General features: G+C 42.7%; 19 protein-coding genes and 1 pseudogene. 8 read left to right on the forward strand and 12 right to left on the reverse strand.

What is annotated here, in order from left to right:
- Positions 1-107 precede the first annotated feature (107 nt).
- Positions 108-605, reverse strand: a complete 498-nt coding sequence (locus ABID99_RS22880) for a hypothetical protein (RefSeq protein ID WP_373615198.1) — start codon at positions 603-605, stop codon at positions 108-110.
- The gene (locus ABID99_RS22885; protein ID WP_090530542.1) at positions 606-1,781 is read right to left on the reverse strand and encodes a class I SAM-dependent RNA methyltransferase; all 1,176 of its coding nucleotides are present in this window, start codon (positions 1,779-1,781) and stop codon (positions 606-608) included. It lies immediately after the preceding gene.
- Between the two features lie 87 nt (positions 1,782-1,868).
- Here ABID99_RS22885 and ABID99_RS22890 point away from each other — a divergent pair.
- From ABID99_RS22890 to ABID99_RS22900, 3 genes and pseudogenes are all read left to right on the forward strand, one after another.
- Positions 1,869-2,251: pseudogene (locus ABID99_RS22890) on the forward strand (DUF3127 domain-containing protein).
- Between the two features lie 223 nt (positions 2,252-2,474).
- Positions 2,475-4,286, forward strand: a complete 1,812-nt coding sequence (locus ABID99_RS22895) for a sensor histidine kinase (protein WP_373615199.1) — start codon at positions 2,475-2,477, stop codon at positions 4,284-4,286.
- Positions 4,287-4,404: 118 nt separating this feature from the next.
- Entirely contained in the window at positions 4,405-5,097 is a 693-nt protein-coding gene (locus ABID99_RS22900) for a response regulator transcription factor (protein ID WP_090531325.1), read from the forward strand.
- A gap of 142 nt (positions 5,098-5,239) precedes the next feature.
- Here ABID99_RS22900 and ABID99_RS22905 read toward each other — a convergent pair whose 3' ends face one another.
- The 3 genes from ABID99_RS22905 to ABID99_RS22915 form a co-directional block, all read right to left on the reverse strand.
- The gene (locus ABID99_RS22905; RefSeq protein ID WP_373615200.1) at positions 5,240-5,707 is read right to left on the reverse strand and encodes a phosphatidylglycerophosphatase A; all 468 of its coding nucleotides are present in this window, start codon (positions 5,705-5,707) and stop codon (positions 5,240-5,242) included.
- A 184-nt stretch (positions 5,708-5,891) separates the two neighbouring features.
- Positions 5,892-6,713 carry a TerC family protein gene (locus ABID99_RS22910; protein WP_090530554.1) on the reverse strand — a complete coding sequence of 274 codons (822 nt, stop codon included), beginning with the start codon at positions 6,711-6,713 and terminating at the stop codon, positions 5,892-5,894.
- 3 nt (positions 6,714-6,716) lie between these two features.
- Positions 6,717-7,637: a hypothetical protein gene (locus tag ABID99_RS22915; protein WP_373615201.1), complete on the reverse strand. Its 921-nt coding sequence runs from the start codon at positions 7,635-7,637 to the stop codon at positions 6,717-6,719.
- 716 nt (positions 7,638-8,353) lie between these two features.
- Here ABID99_RS22915 and ABID99_RS22920 point away from each other — a divergent pair.
- The 4 genes from ABID99_RS22920 to ABID99_RS22935 all read left to right on the forward strand — a co-directional run bounded on the left by ABID99_RS22920 (position 8,354) and on the right by ABID99_RS22935 (position 11,234).
- Complete coding sequence (locus tag ABID99_RS22920; protein ID WP_091169225.1) at positions 8,354-9,394, forward strand: IS110 family transposase; 1,041 nt, start codon at positions 8,354-8,356, stop codon at positions 9,392-9,394.
- Between the two features lie 208 nt (positions 9,395-9,602).
- Complete coding sequence (locus tag ABID99_RS22925) at positions 9,603-10,184, forward strand: RNA polymerase sigma factor (RefSeq protein WP_091171604.1); 582 nt, start codon at positions 9,603-9,605, stop codon at positions 10,182-10,184.
- Complete coding sequence (locus ABID99_RS22930; protein ID WP_373615202.1) at positions 10,181-10,687, forward strand: hypothetical protein; 507 nt, start codon at positions 10,181-10,183, stop codon at positions 10,685-10,687. The genes ABID99_RS22925 and ABID99_RS22930 overlap by 4 nt, the downstream gene beginning before the upstream one ends.
- A gap of 364 nt (positions 10,688-11,051) precedes the next feature.
- The gene (locus tag ABID99_RS22935) at positions 11,052-11,234 is read left to right on the forward strand and encodes a LytTR family transcriptional regulator DNA-binding domain-containing protein (RefSeq protein ID WP_373615203.1); all 183 of its coding nucleotides are present in this window, start codon (positions 11,052-11,054) and stop codon (positions 11,232-11,234) included.
- A gap of 153 nt (positions 11,235-11,387) precedes the next feature.
- On the opposite strand, the gene ABID99_RS22940 is transcribed toward ABID99_RS22935, so the two are convergent.
- The 4 genes from ABID99_RS22940 to ABID99_RS22955 all read right to left on the reverse strand — a co-directional run bounded on the left by ABID99_RS22940 (position 11,388) and on the right by ABID99_RS22955 (position 15,108).
- The gene (locus ABID99_RS22940; RefSeq protein WP_354484364.1) at positions 11,388-12,284 is read right to left on the reverse strand and encodes an SDR family oxidoreductase; all 897 of its coding nucleotides are present in this window, start codon (positions 12,282-12,284) and stop codon (positions 11,388-11,390) included.
- A gap of 75 nt (positions 12,285-12,359) precedes the next feature.
- The gene (locus ABID99_RS22945; protein WP_373615204.1) at positions 12,360-12,938 is read right to left on the reverse strand and encodes a Crp/Fnr family transcriptional regulator; all 579 of its coding nucleotides are present in this window, start codon (positions 12,936-12,938) and stop codon (positions 12,360-12,362) included.
- Between the two features lie 140 nt (positions 12,939-13,078).
- Positions 13,079-13,900: an alpha/beta fold hydrolase gene (locus ABID99_RS22950; RefSeq protein WP_176625370.1), complete on the reverse strand. Its 822-nt coding sequence runs from the start codon at positions 13,898-13,900 to the stop codon at positions 13,079-13,081.
- Positions 13,901-14,232: 332 nt separating this feature from the next.
- Complete coding sequence (locus ABID99_RS22955) at positions 14,233-15,108, reverse strand: winged helix-turn-helix domain-containing protein (protein ID WP_354484368.1); 876 nt, start codon at positions 15,106-15,108, stop codon at positions 14,233-14,235.
- A gap of 123 nt (positions 15,109-15,231) precedes the next feature.
- Here ABID99_RS22955 and ABID99_RS22960 point away from each other — a divergent pair, with 123 nt between their 5' ends.
- On the forward strand, positions 15,232-15,813 hold the full coding sequence (locus ABID99_RS22960; protein ID WP_373615205.1) for a YceI family protein: 582 nt from the start codon (positions 15,232-15,234) through the stop codon (positions 15,811-15,813).
- Between the two features lie 114 nt (positions 15,814-15,927).
- Here ABID99_RS22960 and ABID99_RS22965 read toward each other — a convergent pair whose 3' ends face one another.
- The 3 genes from ABID99_RS22965 to ABID99_RS22975 form a co-directional block, all read right to left on the reverse strand.
- Positions 15,928-16,428: an RICIN domain-containing protein gene (locus ABID99_RS22965; RefSeq protein ID WP_373615206.1), complete on the reverse strand. Its 501-nt coding sequence runs from the start codon at positions 16,426-16,428 to the stop codon at positions 15,928-15,930.
- A 613-nt stretch (positions 16,429-17,041) separates the two neighbouring features.
- Positions 17,042-18,313 carry a DUF1501 domain-containing protein gene (locus ABID99_RS22970; protein WP_373615207.1) on the reverse strand — a complete coding sequence of 424 codons (1,272 nt, stop codon included), beginning with the start codon at positions 18,311-18,313 and terminating at the stop codon, positions 17,042-17,044.
- A gap of 18 nt (positions 18,314-18,331) precedes the next feature.
- The gene (locus ABID99_RS22975) at positions 18,332-20,275 is read right to left on the reverse strand and encodes a DUF1800 domain-containing protein (protein WP_373615209.1); all 1,944 of its coding nucleotides are present in this window, start codon (positions 20,273-20,275) and stop codon (positions 18,332-18,334) included.
- Positions 20,276-20,399 lie beyond the last annotated feature (124 nt).

The following is a 20,399-nucleotide window of genomic DNA, read 5'->3' on the forward strand; positions in this document are numbered from 1 at the left end:
CCGGTATAAATACATAGGTTTTAACAACCATATTAATTAATAATAAAAACAAAAAAAGCGACAGGCCGCAAAGTCTGTCGCTTTCAAATTGCTTTTTATTAAAAAAACTACTCGCCTAAATTGTAACTAACAATTACCGTGGGCAATAAAGTAGCCGTTTCAAGCGGTACCTGGTTATAAGATATGATTGGCTTGCGTTTGCTGTAATAATCAAATGCCGCTTTTATAGTAGCGTTGCTTGTATTTGCCGGCGCATTAAAGTTAATGGAAAACGGCAAAATAAAATCATGCAGTTTTTCATGATCGGGGATGATCCATTTATGATTTGATTTTTTTAGCGCTTCAATGATGGGTACTACCAGTATGGCATCATCCGCATAGTAAACAATTATTTTTTTGATCAAACCTTTTTCATCAGCGGTAAATTTAAACACCGCTGTTCCGCTTGCTTTCTTTTTAATAATTTCGGGTGATACAACAAGACTGTCTTTAAAAAAGCGGTTCATAATAGGACTACCGCCCTGAAACGGAAATGCTAATTGTGCTTGTGCCTTAACCAGTACTGATGATAAAATAAGTGTTATAAATAACAGGATCTTTTTCATTTAATTTTCTTCTTTCGGTTCGCGTTTGCTGCCCTGGTATAATTCATACTCAAACAAGCGGCAATCAAGCTTACCATTATAAAATTCAATTTTTCGGGCTGCCTTCAGGCCTATCTTTTTGGCCAGGTCGGGATTGCCCGTAAAAACGTAACCATTATACCCAAGGCATTTCTTTTTCATAAAATCGCCCATACGTTTATAGGTGATCTCCAGCTTAGTGTGTACGCCCAAACGCTCACCGTATTCGGGATTAAACATTACAACACCAGTTTCTGCCGGAACCTCGGTATCTTCAAAATCACAAACGGCAAAATCGATCAAATGTTCTACGCCGGCTGTCCTGGCATTTTTGCGGGCGATGTCAACCGCGTCTTCAGAAATATCCGTAGCGATGATTTTAAAGCCGGTTTCTTTTTTGGATTTATCTTTCAATGCTCGCCGCTCTGCAAAAAATACCGTTTCGTCATATCCTAAAATATGCATAAAAGCATAATTCATCCTAAACAAACCCGGCGACTTATCTGTAGCCAGCAATGCTGCTTCAATAGCCAGGGTACCCGAGCCGCACATAGGGTTAATGAATGTGCTTTTCATATCCCATTTGGTAGCCATAATGGTTGACGCTGCCAAAGCTTCGAGCATTGGTGCTTTACCCGGTATTTTACGGTAACTGTGCTTGGCCAGTGTTTCGCCCGATGTATCCAGGAAAATTTCGGCGCGGTCATCCTGCCAGTAAAGATGTACCAGGGTTTTATTAACCTCCGGGCCAGAGTCGGGCCTGATACCTTTAATGGATTTGATCCTGTCGGCAATAGCATCCTTTACCTTTACGTTGGCAAACAGCGGGGTAAGGATGTGTTCGTTATTTACGTTTGATGATACCGAAAAGTAACCGGTAAAATCAATCAGCTTTTCCCACTCAATGGTTACCAGCTCTTCGTAAAGTTCTTTCGGATCGCGGGCGGTAAAAGTTTTTAACGAATACAGTACCTGGCTTGCGCAGCGCAGGTTCAAATTAAGCGGAATGGTATCTGTAACGGTACCTTTTAGTTCGACCCCGGTAGGGAAAACGCGGACCGGCTCATAGCCTAAAGCTTCAACCTCCCTTTGCAGGTAAGGCGAAAGCCTTTTGTTACATGTAATTATGATTTTACTTTCGGTGTGGAAAACTTGCATATTAATTCGGCAAAATTAAGAATTAAAAAGCCCCTATTTTAATTTCTTACTATTAACTTTACATTTTAAATTATTTGAAGACTAATTATGGAAGTTAAAGGTAAGGTACATGAAGTGTCGGCCACTCAGCAAGTAACCGATTCACTTAAAAAACGCGAACTTATACTTGAATATATTGAGAACCCTCAATACCCTGAATATTTAAAGTTTGAAGCTATACAGGATCGTTGCAATTTACTGGATAACGTGAAGGTTGGGGATGATGAATGTTTTTAGATGTAGAGGTTTCTTTTAATCTTAAAGGTCGCCCGTGGACAGATAAAATGGGTAAAAAAACCTATTTTAACTCATTGCAGTTATGGAGAATTACTCCGCTTGCTGCTGCTAACAATGCAACAGCTGCTCCGCAATACGCAGCACCTTCAGCTGATATCAGCTCATCGGCCGATGATGACGATCTGCCATTCTAATAAAATAGAGAAAAGCTTGAGTAAAATATTTCAAAAGACCCTTTAAAAGGGGTCTTTTGTTGTTTATAGGCTTCCCGTCATAACCCGCAGCCTTAAACAGACATCTCACTAATTGATACAATAAAATATTAAGCAGCAGAGTTTTAAATTGAATGCACATTTGTTAAATTTTGTTAAATGCAATTTTTGTGTGCGGATTTAGGATAATTTTGTTTGTTAATAAATGAAGAAAAGGAGCATAGGTTTAATTATTGGCTTAATGAGCTTTGCGCTGTTGGGCGTAATGGCTATGCAATTTTATTTTCTGAGGCAATCTTACCAGATGCAGTCCGATTCATTCGACCGCCAGGTGAGGGAAGCTATGAACAACGTGGTAGATAAGGTTACCCGCCAGGATGCGAATAACTTTTTGAAAACCAAAACCCAGCAAACTTCCATCAGCACCGATAATGAAGAGCAGGACATCAGCACAATAAAAGTAGCGGGAATACCAAAAACAAAAAAACACTCATCTGCCCGCGAAAAACGGATTGCTTTACTGCGCGATAGTTTGCAGCGCATGATCCAGCGTAAAAAAATGGATGATGAGCTTAACGGCTTACTACAAACAGAAGGTACGGTTGATTTTAAAGTACGTGTTGAAGAATATACAGACGAGTTTGGTGTAGTACATGAGCAACTTACACCCGAGATAGTGCATACCCGTATTACCCGCAGGGTAGGTCATCCTAAAAAACTTCATAAGTATGATACCCTGAGGTATGTCTACGTCGACCCCCAGTTTGGCAAACAAATGATCTCGGTACCGCGGATCAATCCGTTGTGGGTACAGGAACAAACCCGTAAGCAAAAGGAACGGCAGGTTCAACAAATAAAAAAAATGCTGGAGACCGATTCGCTTGAAAAGGCTAACAGTTTGAGCAATAAGCCCACCGTTATTGAGAACCTGGCTGAAGAATACCGTAAATCGGGCGAGCCGTTGAATAAACGGATCAACCCTTTCTGGATAGATTCGTTACTGCGTTTTGAGCTTCATAATAAAGGCATTTTTCTGCCTTTCAGCTACGAAGTTACAACCGCCAACAGCGACTCGCTCATATTTTCAAATGCCAGCGACAGCCAGGGCGAAAAGCTGCCTGTGTTTGTAGCGGCAAATACTTATCAAACCCCTATTTTCACCAAAGAGGTAATCAACGATCCCGGAAAGATCAGGCTTTCGTTTCCGCAAAAAAACTCGCTGATCTTAAGCAATATGACGGCTACTATGGCTACAACCGGCGGCCTTACCATGGTGCTGATCCTTTGTTTCGGCTACACTATCTTTTCGATATTGAGGCAGAAAAAGATCTCGGAAATGAAGATCGATTTCATCAACAACATGACCCACGAGTTTAAAACCCCGGTGTCAACCATCATGATTGCCAGTGAAGCTTTAAGGGATAATGAAATTGCCGAAGATAAAAACCGGGTAGCCCGTTTAGCGAACATCATTTTTGAAGAGAACGCCCGTTTGGGCAGCCATATAGAGCGCGTATTAAACATTGCTCGCATTGAGCGTAACGATTTTAAACTGGATAAAAAACCGGTTGATGTAAATGAAATGGTTACCATAGTGCTTGACAGTATGGCGCTCAAACTGCAAAAATGCAATGCTAAAACCACACTGCACCTTGATGCCGAAAAAGCCTATATCATTGCCGATGAGCTGCATTTTTCGAACGTATTATACAACCTGGTTGATAACGCCATTAAATACAGCAACGAAGCGCCTGATATAACTATAAGTACTTTTGTTAAAAACGGCCAAATTGTTATTAAAGTAGCTGATAAAGGTATAGGCATGAGCCGCGACCAGCAATCAAAAATATTTGAACAGTTTTATCGCATCCCTACCGGCAACGTGCACAACGTTAAAGGTTTTGGCCTGGGCTTAAGCTATGTTAATACCATAGTAAAACGCCTGAACGGCACCATAAGCGTGAAATCAGAAAAAGAGAAGGGCTCGGAGTTTGAGCTGAAGTTTGCGGTGGCGTAGATCTACGAGTCGGAAAGTCGGGATGTCCGAAAGTCCGTAAGATAAGCTCAGCCTATCTCCCGACATGATTAAAGAACTTCCGGACTTTCCGACCTCGGACTTCCGGACTAAAAAACATATGAAGAAAATACTACTGGTTGAGGATGATGCCAATTTGGGCCTGTTACTGCAAGACTACCTGCAATTGAAAGGTAAGTTTGACGTGGTTTTATGTAAGGATGGCGAAGAAGGCCTACGCGCCTTTACCAAACAAACATATGACTTACTGATACTGGATGTGATGATGCCCAAAAAGGATGGCTTTACACTTGGTAAAGATATCCGTAAGATCAATGCCCAGGTGCCAATCATTTTTGCGACGGCCAAGGGCATGATTGAAGATAAAACCCAGGCCTTCAATTTGGGGGGAGATGATTATATCACCAAGCCTTTCCGCATTGAGGAGTTATTACTTCGTATAAATGCCCTGCTAAAACGTACCGATAATATCGGCAAAAAGGAAGAGGAGAAACAAACCTCCTTTAAAATTGGGAAATATACGTTTGATTATACCACCCAGATGATCATGACAGCAGACAACCAGCAAAAGCTATCTACCAAAGAGGCCGAATTACTGCGCCTGTTGTGTGTGCATAAAAACGAAGTACTTACCCGCGAAGAAGCGCTGCTGAACATCTGGCATGATGACAATTACTTTAACGGCCGCAGCATGGATGTATTTTTGAGCAAAATTCGTAAGTATCTGAAAGATGACCCCAATGTAGAGATCATCAACGTACACGGGCGGGGGTATAAGCTGCTGATCAACTGATCTCAGTGTTAATTTTATTTTGAAAGAATATTTGTGATATAAGCCTCAAGGGGAGTTTAACCAAAGTTAGCTATGCCGCATATTTGATTTTATGGGTTAATTTAAACCCGGAAGAGGAAACCGAACAAATCCGCTCCTTTCACTAATGTGCTCCAAATTTCATCCACACAAAATATCCTATCCAAAGCAGGATATTGGAGTAAACGCCAGCCAGCACATCATCCATCATTACACCCAAACCGCCGCCAAGATCTTCCATTTTGCGTACGCCAAGCGGTTTCACAATATCAAAAAAGCGGAACAATACCAGTCCGGCTAAAAGGAAATATAAGTTAGCGGGGATAAAAAGCATAGCTATCAGCATTCCGGCAACCTCATCAATTACCACACGCGAGCTGTCTTCGCCCCAGTCGGATTCAACCTTATTGCCTACAAATACACCAAGTGCGGTAACAAATATGGTAATAGCCAACAGGTACCAGGGATTTTGCAAAGCCGGGTTCTGCCACAGCAGCCAGATAAAGCCACAGGTAACTATAGCGGCGTAAGTACCCCCGCCTTTTAAAAAGCCGATGCCGAAAATGGACGCTATTGTTTTATTTAAGAACATTTAATTTATATATCAAGTCATTAATGTTTCATTCCCTCCCCACGGAGGCTGCGGCTGGCGGTATTGTGGCAGGGAGGGGTTTATCCGCTTTGCAAAATCATACACAGTTCAGGAAACCCCTCCCTACACCCTCCCAAAGGCGTTTTTTACTGCTGCCTGCTGCTAACTGCCACTGCCAACTGAACTACTGTTTATCCAGCACATCCTCCGCTGCCTCAGCTACTTTTGGTTCAGTGGTGTGCCTTTTAGGGAAGTTGAACAGCAGTGACGTTAATACCGGGATAATAAATAGGGCCACAGTAAACACCGAAGTGAAAATATCAGCGCTTTCTCCTTCCATCAATTTTGAAAATCCCGCTTCAGGATAAAGGTGGACAAATAACGATGAGGCCAGTTTAATCCCCAGTACGCCAATCACGATAAAAGCTACAGTTTCCAGGAAAGTGAATTTTTCCATCAGCCTTACAAAAGCCTGGGCAACAAATCGCATAGCCAGGATCCCGATAAACACGCCAATATAAATTAACATCTTATGGTCGGTAAAAGCAACAGCCGCAAAAACGTTATCAATAGAGAAGGCAAGGTCCATTAGCTCCACTAAAGCTATGGTTGCCCACAAATTACCTATCAAACCAACGGTTGAGCGGTAAAGCCAGTTTTTGTTTTTATCAACCGTTTCCTCTTCAGCATCGCCATCGGCCTTTTTCAGTTTGCCTTTAAAATAATTGAAGCTCAGGTATATCAAATAAAGGCCTCCAAGTGGTTTCAGCCACCAAACAGATACCAGCCATGCCGCTAAAAACAAACAAACACCCCGTAAAACATATGCACCTATAATACCATAACGTAGTGCTTTTTTACGCTGATGCGGGGGCAGGTCAAGTACCATGGTAGCCAGTACGGCGGCATTATCAACGGAGAGGAGGCTCTCAATAACAATCAGGTTTAGGACAATCAATAGGCCGGCCTTAAGGTCGGGGCCAAGCAGGTAATGTAAAAACTCCATAAATTATATAATATCGGTATTAAGCATTGCTTTTAAAATATTGGCCTGCACGTCCACATCGCTCAGGCTTTGTAAAAAGTTGATGTCGGCTATTTTTTTGTAGTTTTCGGCTAACAGGCTTTTTATTTCGGGCGGCATGTAAGCTTTCATGGTAACTACATCGCTTTGCAGCTTATCAATTTTGTCCTGCAGCTCATGCATCAGTTTTTCCCTTTTTGACAGATTGTTATTATGCTCGATGCCCGAAAGCTTTGTAACATCGCAAAATAGGAATAAATTATTGGCAGGCGAAAATAAAAAGTGCCTGTCTTCATCCATAAATTTATACACTTCCAGTATCAGGTTACCGGCTTTTAACCCACAGTAAAACTCTGTACGGAACTCGCGTTTTAACAATACTCCCATCAGCTTACGCTGAATAGTAGCGTAGTTATTATGATAGGTATCATTATAGTTATGTTGCACAAGTTCATTATACAGCTCGGGAGTTATGTTATAAAAAAAATCGGAACCATAGCGCAGGCTGAAGGCATTGATATTTTTGGAGAAAGGATAATCGGTTGAGTTATCTGAAAGTACCTGGTAAAGCTTCCGCAACGAAAGGTTTACTTTCAGCGCCTGCCTTTGCCTGTCAATCTTAAAATCCTGCTCGGTGAGCACATTGTCGTCCATCTTATCAATCATCTCCCGGGTAAGCTGGATCTCGTCGAGCACAAGGCTTACATTGTTCTCATTGTTCTTCTTGATCTTGCGGAGCAGGTCGACCAGACTGGTGGTAAATTGCACATGAAAAAGTTCCAGCTTGTTGATATCGATTTCGGGATTGGTTTCAAAAAGCTTGTGGATAACCTGTGTGCGCAGATAGATCTTGTAAATGAGCTCGTCTTCAAAAAATACCGACAGCAGTTGAAGCTTGCTGAGCATCCTGTTTGAGCTATTTAAAATATTTAGCCTGTTTTCATCCATCAACGTACAATATCCCTTTTATAAATGTAAAAATACAAAATTATGAGATTGAATGTTGGGGCGTATGTTACGAATAAAGGGAGCATATTGGGATTATTGAGTTTAAACAACAGAATCTAAATTGAACCCCAATTTGCGTTAGGGATTGAAGCGGATACAGGCCTGGAGCGTAATGCCTGCAGGCGTATGAGCGTAAAGCCCGGCCGCAGGCAACGCTATGATTGATTTCGGAGTTGGGGTTTTCGAATTCGGATTTCTTTTAATATCATACCTGACCTAAATGAACTAAGGATTTTTTATTGGTTTAGCATTCGATCAATTATCAAATTCTGTAAATTCTGATTCAGACAATGGCGTTGCCTACGGCCCGGGCTTTTCGTTGCAAGTCCTCACCTTTCCTACCCGCAATCCTAATACGCGCTGCGGGCTTTCCACTGCAATCCCTCCTATGTTTACATCTAATATTATTGTAATGATTTTATGAGTGAAAAGAGTGAGAGCACAGCAATCCCAAACAGCCTTGAGCATGTTGAGCGTTAGATATAGCCTCACTCCTTTACTTTTTTGAGTTTGAACAGAATGTAAGGAATACGACCAGGCAGTATATCCAGGATAACCAACAGGAGGAAAAACGAAGAAAGGTTTTCACTTATAACAGTTAAAAACTTTGATCAATGGCAAGCAGATTATTAAAACAAGTAGTAGGTATTGATGTGGCTCAAAAAGAGCTGGTGGTTTCTATCGGCAAGATGGATGAGCAGGCAGTTATAACAGTTTATGCGAACAAGATTTTTCCAAACAATGAAAAAGGATTTGCAAACCTGGAAGTATGGATAAACAAGCAAAGCATCCCCCAATATCCATTAAGATATGTAATGGAGGCCACAGGTGTATACCACGAGCGCCTTGCTTATTATCTGGCCGGCAAAGGGTATGCTGTAAGTATTGTCATGCCCAACAAGATCTCAAACTTCTTCAAGACACTGGAGATCAAAACAATTACCGATAAATCAATGTCTTTTGCCATAGCCATGTTCGGACTTGAAAAGAAACTGGATAACTGGGTACAACCCAAAAGGGTGTTCAGGACCCTGCGGCAGATAACCCGTGAAAGAGAACAACTTATTGCAGAAAGAACCATGATCAAGAACCAGCTACATGCTGAACAGTCCGAAGCTTTTCCGGGGGAAGATACTATCCGCAGAATGATGGACAGGATAAAGATGATTGGTGAACAACTTAAAGAAATACTTACTGAGATTAGAACAGCTGTAGCACAGGACAAACATTTAAAACAAACACTGGCTACCATTACCACTATTCCTGGAGTCGGCTTATTAACGGCCACTGTGATCATAGCCGAAACAAACGGCTTTGAGCTGATCAGGAGTAAAAAGCAGCTGACCAGTTACGCCGGGCTGGATGTCAGGGAAAAAGAATCCGGCTCATCCGTTAAGGGCAAACCCAAGATATCTAAAAGGGGGAACAAGCATTTACGAAAAGCCATGCACTTACCTGCATTAGCGGCCATAAGACATTCAGAAAGATATAAAGCTATATTTGTCCGGATCGTATCCCGAAATAGCGTGAAAATGAAAGCTACTGTAGCAGTACAAAGAAAATTATTGGAGATGGTATACACTATATACAAAACCAACAAACCATTCGAAAAAGACTACCTTCAACAGAATGCACACATATCCGAAAATAGTTAGAGCAGTCGCTTCAATTGAAGGACTGCCCTAAACAGGCTAACATAAAGCTGCCTAAGACTCAAAAATAAAAAATAACTTTTGCATATCAACACAGAATCTAACGCGGCCCACGCATAATCCCTGATACCAATCTATTCCCATCAAAATAAATTATATTTACATAAAGGTGTAACCTGATCTGTAAAAGTGTGGTCACAGGGGTTATATAATGCAGAGCAAGCTTTCAGATATCGAACTTATTGAGCAAACCCTGGCTGGTAACCAGTTCGCGTACGCTGATTTGGTTAAGCGGCACCAGCGTTTTGTTTTTACGCTGGCCCTGCGTTTTGCAAAGGGCCGGGAAGATGCTGAAGAGATTGCGCAGGATTGTTTTGTGAAAGCGTACCGCTCGCTGGCTTCGTTCCAGGGGCAGTCAAAATTCAGTACCTGGCTGTATAGTATAGTTTATACTACAGCTATGACATTTTTAAGAAAAAAACGGGTGGATACCGATTCGATTGATGATGAAGGTACATTTGTACAGGTTGAGAGCCATGAATCGGCATATGATACCAACAATGCGGAAAACAAATCGCGGTCATATTACCTGAACCAGGCAATTGAGCAATTACTGCCCGATGATGCCACTATTATTACCTTGTTTTATAAGGGGGAGCAATCGTTAGAAGAAATTGCCCAAACAATGGGGATTGAAACAAATACCGTTAAGGTTAAACTATTTAGGGCACGGCAGCGTTTGAAAGAGAAGCTGGAGCGCAATTTAAAACACGAGGTGAAAGAACTGATATGAACACCATCGAAGAAAAACTTTGGAACTATATTGATGGTACCTGCACACCGGCTGAGCAGGAAGCCATTTCCCGGCTTATTGAGGAAGACGAGTTGTACAAACAAAAGTACACAGAGCTGCTTGTGCTAAACCAGGAGTTTGCCGGCCTGGAACTTGATGAACCATCAATGGCCTTTACCTATAATGTAATGGAGGCTATCAGGGCAGATCAGGCACTGGCACCTCTAAAATCAACTATAAATAAAAAGATTATACTGGGTATTGCGGCCTTTTTTGTGCTAAGCATATTGGCCCTGCTGGCAATCACCCTTTCAAATGTCCAAATTTCAGGAAATCCGTTCAGTGTTGTAAACATTAAACTACCTGCAAATTTAAAATTGCCTGCAGCCAACGCCATTTTCAATAGCGCTTTCATGAAAAGTTTTTTCGTGTTTGATGTAATTTTGGCGCTATTTTTAACTGACAGTTATCTGCGTAGAAAAAAAGCTGCAAAAGAGGCATAAAGTGTTCACTTTTCTGTATGCCAATAAAAATCACGGTGTCTTTTTGACACTTAGTTACACACTTTTTGTAAAGTAAATTCCCTTTTAACCTATTGTTAATGTATCAACAAGGATACATTAACAAAAAATTTAAAAAGTTTCGGGTTTTGGCACAGTGATTGTAATAACAACAGCGAACTGGTAAACTTACCGGTTTAATTGTGATAAGGTTTAGGTTGAAAGTCTCCCGACGCAAGGTTGGGAGGCTTTTATTTTTTAAAGGCGATCCTTCCCTTAAACCAATAACAAATTCCATTTAAAATTTCCCCGAATAGGAATACCGGGTTGTAAAAATTGATTTGAGCGCCATCGGGCATATGAAAACATGGAAAATTATATCCGGACCCATTCAACCAATGACAAGCCCATACTTACGCTAATGCCATTAAAAGAGGTATTGAAAAAGCTGCCTTCTGCAAAATTTCAGCGCATTCACCACAGGTATATTGTTCCGGTAGGTAAAATAAGATCCTCACAAAATCATAAAAGTGCAATTAACAGGTATTGAATTGCCGGTGAGCAATGCTTACTATGAAGTTATCCGTGGTTTGGTTACCTAAGCTTGTTTTTTACTCATCACCCAATAACCGAAGAACAGAAGCCATCGCAAAAGTATACGACGGCTTTTGTTCTTTGAGTAAACTTAAAGTTTTGGTCAATGTTATTGCTGGAAATAACCGGCAGCTCCCATATCAGCAATTAACCCGACAGCTTTAGGCTGCCAATTTAGGGCAGCGCGTGTTTTTTCGCTGGATGAGGGACACCCCAATGAGGCAAAGTGCAAAAACCAGCCAAAATGTGCCGCCGCTTCATCACCTGTTTTGCTCAGTACAGGCAAATGCAGACCCTGACCAATTGCTTCGGCAATTTCGCGAAATTCGATACCTTCTTCAGCTACGGCGTGAAACACACGAAGCTCAGGTTGCTTTTCTATAATCAGGCGATATAGAACTGCGGCGTCTGAACGGTGAACGGCAGGCCAGCGATTGCTCCCTTCAGCTATATAGACCGATTCTCCTTTTTCCCGGGCCATATTAATGATCATCGGTACAAAACCATGGTCGCCCTCACCATGCACACTCGGCGACAGGCGCACCGTATAAACTTTTACACCTTTTGCCGCGGCAGCCGTGGCGGCCTCTTCTGAAGCTACGCGCGGAATAACATCTGATCCTGCAGGCGGCACGTCATCTTCGGTAACCAACCGGCCATAATTCAAAAGCCCTACTCCGGAGGTAATGACTAAAGGTTTTTTTGTTCCGGCCAGTGCATCGCCCAGAGCTTCAATTACCTTCCGGTCGGCTTCACAATTGGTCTTAAACTGTGAAAAATCATGATTAAAGGCCGTATGGATTACAGCATCGCACGCGGCGGCGCCTTGCTGAATAAGTTCCAGGTCGTTGATATCGCCACGATATACTTCGGCACCGGTTGATGCCAATTGTTCAGCGCCTTTATCTGAACGGACAAGGCCAAGTACCTCGTGGCCTGCCCCTAAAAGTTCTTTTACTATTGCTGAGCCTACAAATCCTGAGGCTCCGGTTACAAATACACGCATAAGTCAATGATTTTATTTGACACAAAATTCTCCAATAAAATCCCGCTAAAGATGGTCAGTTGACCATAATTTAAATTAGCGCTGAAGCTGCGCGTGACGGATACGGGTAAGGGTTTTTATGGAGATGCCCAAATAAGCGGCAATCATACGCAGGGGCAAACGAGCCAGGTAGTCCGGAAAGGTTTGGATAAAATCTTCATACTTTTCTTCGGGCGTTGCACTTAATGAAATCAGGATTCGCTTCCGGCTGTAATGAATATTACGGGCAATAAGGCCCTCGGCAAATTTTTTTAGTTGCGGCACCTCCGCCAGCAACATATCGAAATCTTTTTTTTGCCAGCAGAGTATCGTGCTGGGTTCTACTGCTCCTATACTTATTTGCGAGGGTATCTGCCGGTCATAACTTTCAACATCAAGCGTCCAGCTGTTTTCCGGCGCAAATTGCAGAATATGCTGATTGCCCCCGGCAGAAATATTGAAGGTGTACAGCAGCCCGTTTACAACAAATACCTTGTGCCGGCAAATTTCGCCTGCGCTAAAAAGGAGCTCATTACGGCGCAATTTTCTTGCCACTGCCAGATCACTGATCTTGCGGACAGCCTCCTCAGCCAGGTCGCTCCTTCGCAGATATGTTTCAAATTCCGGATGCATCATCCAAAAATAATAAACATTTCAACAGCAAGTTTTCAGATGTGCATAAAATGAGATTCGGATAGATTATTGATATGTCAATACAAACAAAAAGGCCGTCTCAAAAGAGGCGACCTTATGCAATACAGTAATTGATGAAAAAATTATTCTTTAATAAAAGCTAAAAGATCCTTGTTGATGGTTGCAGCCTCGGTAGTAGGCATACCATGCGGGAAACCCGGATAGGAGATCAATTTACCGTTTTTCAGGTGTTTGATAGACTTTAGTGCCGAGTTTGCAAACGGAACGATCTGGTCATCTTCCCCGTGTAAAACAAGTACGGGAATATCTACACTTTTAAGGTCTTCTGTAAAATCTGTTTCCGAAAAAGCTTTAACACAGTCGTAATGTGCTTTTATTCCGCCCATCATACCCTGACGCCACCAGTTGTCCCTGATGCCTTGTGAAATTTTAGCACCTTCACGATTATAGCCGTAAAACGGAATAGTCAGGTCCTGGTAAAATTGGTTCCTTTGGGTTGCGGTGCTTTCACGGATCCCGTCAAATACTGCAATCGGAACACCATCTGGATTGCTTTCGCTTTGAACCATAACCGGAGGAACCGCGCTGATCAGCACAGCTTTGGCGATGCGTCCTTTTCCATATTTCGCAGCGTAGTGGATAACCTCTCCGCCACCTGTAGAGTGACCAATGTGGATTGCACCTTTCAGGTCAAGCGCCTCAACAAGCTCGGCAACGTCAGCTGCGTAGGTATCCATTTCATTACCTGTGGCGGTTTGGCTTGAACGTCCGTGGCCGCGGCGGTCATGGGCAATCACCCTATAACCTTGCTCAAGGAAAAAGAACATCTGGGCATCCCAGTCGTCGGCAGATAGAGGCCAGCCGTGATGGAAAACTAATGGTTGCCCGGTTCCCCAGTCCTTGTAATAAATTTCGGTTCCGTCTTTTACTGTAATTTTACTCATTTTGTTTTTCAATTATGGTGATTAATAAAGCGCTGAAGATGCAGGGCGTTTTTAGCAAATGATTATCAATGTAATGCCTTTAGGCTTTTCTTTAGATGTTTATTATATCCGCAAGTAAAGCTGGCCGGCATCCAAAAATAGTGAATTAAGGAAGAGCCTTTCAAAATCGTATCGAAATTTACCTGGATGCGATAAATCGGCTATTTTTTTTGACGGAAAGCTTGATGACGTTTATCGTCGCTGCAAATCATTTATAAAACCACGTTATTGCATTTAAACAGTAACAACTTATCTGTACATATATACAGTGAAGCTTGTAGTTACAAAAGTAATTACCCGTTGATTTCCAGCTTATATCCCTTGCCGTGTATATTCACCAGTTTAATAGCCGGATCATGCTCCAGTTTTTTTCGCAGTTTTGATATGAACATGTCAAGGCTCCGGCCAACAATTACGCCCTCATCCTCCCAAATCTCTTTTTGAAGCCTGCTCCTTTCAATGATCTCATTTGGCGACCGGGCAAAGATGAGCAGCAGTTTATTTTCTTTTAAGGTAAGTTCGGTAATTATTCCGTCACTTTGCAGCTGCCGCCTGGCCGGGATAAATATAATATTACCTATTTTAAAACCATTATCCGGGGCAGGGCTGTTTACAACTGTATTTTTCCGGCCTTTACCCGACATTGAAATTACAAGTCCGATAAATGCCAATAAAGGTATCCCGCCAATTAGATAGCCTTTTGAGGGCATATTCAATCCCTGGCTTTTAAATTTGAGGTTGATCACGTAACACCTTTTAGGCTGTTTTCGCCCGGAGCAGGGCATTATGTTATCTTTTTTATTTTTGAATATAGCATAGCCAAATATCACATCCTTCCCTGTACAATTCAAAACGCTCACAATATAGTCGTTAGCCAGGTTGTCTTTTGCCAGCGCGCTGCTAATTGCTTTTTCGAGCGAATCGGGCTGAAAAGAAAACTCATTCTCAAACCGTAACTCGTACTCATTTTCAGCAACCTTTTGCACCGGCATCACCCGCGATGTACTATCCCCCGAATATAATAGCACCTCATGCCCAATTTTCCGGAGCAGAATTTCCTGCCGGGCCATATCAAAGTCGTCCTTACCGGTAAAGCTGAAAGCAACACATACAAGGGTCATGAGCAGCAGGGACCCAAGCCCCAGCAAGCGTTTGGTTGTCTTATTCATTGGTAGTTTGGAACCGGCCATATTCCCGGAGATTTAATTTACAAAGTTTACAATTTTATTTACAATATCGACAATAACAAACGCGCTGAAGCTGAGTAGGTTTGCCAAATAAATCACTTATGTATGTTAAGAAAATACGCAATTATCCTGTTGCTGTCCATGGCCCTGCTCCCGGCCTCTGCACAGCAAACCTACCATTTAGATATTAAAAAAAGTAAAGTTTTATGGGATACCCGCAAAACTATGGGCGGCCATTACGGCTATCTGCTTTTTAAATCGGGCAGCCTGGGGTATACGGCTGGCGGTGAACCAAAAAACGGCACCTTTAGCCTGAATATGAATACCATGCAAAGTACCGATCATGCCGATGCGGCCGGGAATAAAAAGGTAGATGAAGAATTGAAAAAAGAAGGCTTTTTTGCAGTAGACCGGTACCCGGAAGCAACCATGGTTGTTGAAGAAATTACACGCGTCGGCCAATCAACCAACTTTAAAGTGACCGGCATCCTTACCATAAAAGGGATCAACAGCCCCATTGAATTTATGGCAGCTATCATTAAAAAGAACGATGTCATCAGCGCTAAGGCAAATACCACAATTGACCGCATCAAGTGGAAAATCGATATGCAGCCCAAACGGGAAGCGTGGGATTTCTTTTCGGCGGTAAAAAACACAGTTGTTACCGACGAGATAGCGGTTTCTTGAGTCTTATATTTACGGCTGATTAACATACTGTTGCAGGCAGATACAGTTGCGCAATCCTATTTCAAGGCCTGGTTATAATATTACCGGTTAGCACACAGCATCTTTAATAGTGCATCACATGGTAGGCGATTGTTCGTAAATATCCCAATACTGGTCTTTTGTATTTGTCTTTTTAGCTAAAACTATCTGTGAGTTAACTGCCCCCTTTTTATCAGATGGCGTAATGTATAAGTCTGTCCCTTTCAATTTGATCATGAAAGTATCATTATCTATCGCCTCAAACTCATATTGCTGAATGGCGCTGTTCGTGTTAAGCGGTTGTTCCTCTAAAGCTACGTTTACATCAGCATCGCCCTTAGGCTGGAATGTTTTATTGGTAAGCAAATTCTGAAGCTGATAGGTATTCCCTGCAACATGTTTAAAATTCCAGGTCATGCATTTCCAGTTTTCGGGATAGTAAGCAACCAGTGGGGTACCATTTTCTGAATGTGCGTCTTTAACCCGTAACAGCATCCCGGTTTGCTCATTTTTTATAGCATAGCTCCCCTTAATTTGTTGGGCCGAAACCGCCAGGCCGGGTAACAGGAAGCATAACAGCCAGGCAAATTTTTTCATGGGCGTATCGATTTAAACAAATTTAGATACAAACTATAAACAGCTGTTATCAAAACTGATTCAGTTTTTAGTCGATATGTATCAAAGCGGTTGAGGTGTGCATACGAATCGATTGTAACAAATGCGGTGTCCCCAAATTTTAATTCCCCATAAAAAATTAGAAAAACCCTCAGGCCCTTTTTCAGAAACAACATCATGTTCCAAATTTTAAGAGTGAAACACGAAACGCATTAAAACACTATTAGCACTGATAATCAATGCTTTAATATTTTTAGTGAAACATCTTTAAATAACTGACAATCAATGATTAAAACTTTAGAGAATATAAAGTCAATATTTCAACAGTGTTTTTTCGAAGGCTTTTATGCTACTGATTTTTTGATATTTTTTGAGCAAAAATAAACCTAAAATGTTTTTGGAAAAAAGTACTGACAAAACGGCGCCACCATTTTTAATGGCTAAAAGTTATTGCTTTCACAGGCAAAATGCGTTGCCCGGTTTTAGGCCGATTTACGTTATCGCACAACTTGGGCCAGTGAATGAGCTGAAGTTGGAAACTTCGGGGATATCCAATCACGGGTTATGCTATCGCTAAAACCGCGGCAGCCTGCTTTTATCCCTTCATTACATTCACCCTATCCCCTTTCCAGTCAGGAAACAGTATATGATCATTATTTATCGCAAGATGCTTATCAGCTACTGAGCTGAACACACTTCTAAAGTCGGTAGTTACCGCAAGGTCGCGGCCATCTTCAAGGTTTTCAACGGCGAGCGGCTTTACATCGCCATACACTAAACCGCCGCTTACATCATTACCTAAAATAAAGTTACATGAAGCGCGACCATGATCGGTACCACCAGTCCCGTTTTGATGCACGGTACGGCCAAACTCGGTCATGGTCATTATGGTAACATCGTCCTGGTAGGTGCCCAGGTCGGTCCACAGGGCCATTATGCTGTTGCTTAGGTCGGCAACGTTCCGGGCGAAGATGCCGTTTTCGGTTCCCTGGTTAAAGTGGGTATCCCAACCGTTTGATTCGGCAAAGGCAACTTCCAGTCCCACATCCATTTTGATGAGCTGGGCTATTTGTTTCAGCGAATTGCCCAATGCCGAGCTGGGGTAAACAGCGCCATTGGCCGGTGTATAATTTTTAACATCGGTTTTCTGCAGCATTTTCATCGCCTCAAAACTTTCCTTTCCGGTTTGTTTCAGTAAGCCTGACGCGGTTTGATCATACAGATCTTCAAAACTTTTTGCCGCGATATTGGCTCCGGCAGGGTTGCCCCGCATTTGAATGGCAAAATCCTGGAGATTGCTGATGGCTACCGAGGGATTGTCGCCATAAAAAGAACGTGGCATGGCCGATGTCATGCTCACGGCTGTAAACGGGGTAAGCGCGTCATGCCCAAGCAAACCCACAGCCCGGTTAAGCCAGCCGCTTGAGGTACCTTTATTGAATGGAGTGCCCGATTCCATATAATCCTGCGCATCAAAATGCGAGCGGGTATTATTAGGCGAGCCTATGCCGTGAACAATGCCCAAACGTTTTTCGCGAAACATGGGTTCAAAGGCCTTCATGGCGGGGTGCAAACCAAAACGCCCGTCCAGGTCTATCAGCGGATTACCTGTGCCACTTTTGGCAGCCGACATGAACAGGTTTGGCCGGGCAGCTTTCAAATAATCATCAGTAAACGGGGTAACGGCCATCAGGCCATCCATAGCTCCCCGCTGAAAGATACATACCAGCGTTTTTTTCTTTTTATAGGGCGATAAAATTTTTTCGCTTGCGGCTGCCTCGGCTAAAAAACCGGGTATGCCGCCCAGCAATCCTACACCTAAAAGGGCCAGTCCGCCCGATTTTAAAAAGCCTCTTCTTGATACCATTTTTAAATCCTCCTGCAATTAACGCCTCTGATATTCGGGTGAACCAATGATAACGCCAACCACCTGCGCCAGCATAGAATTATTGCCGGAGGTGCTTTGCATCGCTATAAAATTATTTTTTCGTTTGCCTTTTAAACCCGCCTGCTGATCCATTATTTCATCATTGGCAGCTACTGGTACCGAGGTTGCTGCAGGAGTTTTAGCGCTGGCTTCGCCAACCTTTTCCATAAGTTTGGGATCGTTAAGCATGGGGGTAAGCCGTTTGATGGTTTCATCAAGCTTACGGCCCGGCATAATGATTTTACTATAGGTGACAAGTGCGGCTTGTGCGCTTTCGGGCTCGTGATGATTATTGAGTGCTGCAAGATCAACCTTTACGCCGGGGATCCGGCCCGATGCCAGCGCCAAACCGAAGTTCATACGGTTAAGCAGCGCGCCGGTATTAATCCAGTATTGGCCTTTATCGGGGAAGCCTGTTGGGGCCTGGTAATAGTACATTTTTTCGCCCATTTTATTGATCCAGTTAAACAACTGGTAAGGCTGGATAATATCGGCATGCAATGAACGTACCGAGCCTATGGCCAGTTCAAAAGGCGATTTAGTTTTTTCCCTTACGGCTGCAGCGCTCCAAAATTCAGGCGTATTAACCATGGTGATCAGTACCTGTTTAATATCACCATCCTTATTCATAAAGGTACGGGCCATTTTATCAATAAGGCTTTGCGGCGGGTTATCGCTCACAAAGCGCACAGCTATTTTCTTTGCTATAAACCTTGCCGTAGCTTGTTGATGTGCCAGCATATTAAGCAGTTGCACGCCCTCCTCGTACCCGCCCCCGGCAGCAAAATGATGGCCTAATACCGTCTTTTCGCCGCTATCATGCTTGTCAGGGTTAAACAGAAAATCGCCCTCATGTACAAAACCACGGCTTTGCAGTTTTTCATCCCCAATACGGTTCATGAGTTTTTGGCCTGCTTGTCCGTAAGTGCCCATCGGGTAAACCGACCAGCCGGTAAGTACTTTAGCCGCCTGGGTAACATCCTGCTGGGTATAGCCGCCGTCAACGCCAAGGGTATGCAGTTCCATTACCTCGCGGGCATAATTTTCATTAAGCCCCTGTGCTTTTTTCGCTTTGTTTAGTTTGGGCATATTGGCAAAACGACCTGTATCCGCACCCTGCATTTGCTGCATCAGCCGGCGGCGGATTGGCCTGTTACTTTGCTCCATATTGTCCTTATTCCCCGAGCTGCTAAAATTATCCAGGTAATATAGCATGGCCGGCGATTTGGCAGTGGCCAATAACAGATCGTTAAACTTCCCTAACGCGTTCGGGCGGATCACATCGCGCTCATAAGCGGGGATATATTGCGAACAGTCGTTTTTTACTATAGATAAATTGAAATGATTGAACCAGAAACTGGTCATTACTTCCTGTAATTGATTATTGCTGTAACCTGCTCTTAATATTTTTTGATTGATGAATTGGCGTAACAGCTCCTGCTCGGGCTTTAATCCATTTTGCTGCATGTAGTTTTGCAACTGATCGCGATAAGCTTTGCGATCTGTTTTTACCGAATCTTTGTTAACTACCCCATCTCTGATAGCCATTCGCAAAATCTGCGCGCCTTTGGGGTATTGGGCAACAACTTCTGTATTGCTCAGTTTTACGGCATCATATTTATTTAAAAGTTGATTGAGGGAATCATCCGGGAGTTGGGCATCCAACTGTTGGGCAAACCACTTTTCAGGGCCAATTTTGGATACCTCTTCTACCTCGCCCGGGGTTGCCCCATAAGTAAAACGGCTCAGTAAATGAGCCGCGGCCTGTTCGGGTGTTAAACCCGCCCGTTTATAGGGAAATTTTAAACTTGCAATAGGATAGCCCGGCAAAAAGGCAGTAAATACGGTAAACAAACACAACAACATAACAAAGCCACACCAGTACTTAACAGCCTTTTTCATAGTATCCGGGTTATTAAATTAAAAATTTAACTTTTGCATTAGTGTGACCATGAAAAAGCCCTTTGGTTTAATTTAATTGTCAAAGAAACTTATATGCATGTCTATTTAAACTAAAACTCATCTA

It is taken from the genome of Mucilaginibacter sp. OAE612 (genome assembly GCF_041806395.1).
Taxonomy (GTDB): domain Bacteria; phylum Bacteroidota; class Bacteroidia; order Sphingobacteriales; family Sphingobacteriaceae; genus Mucilaginibacter; species Mucilaginibacter rubeus.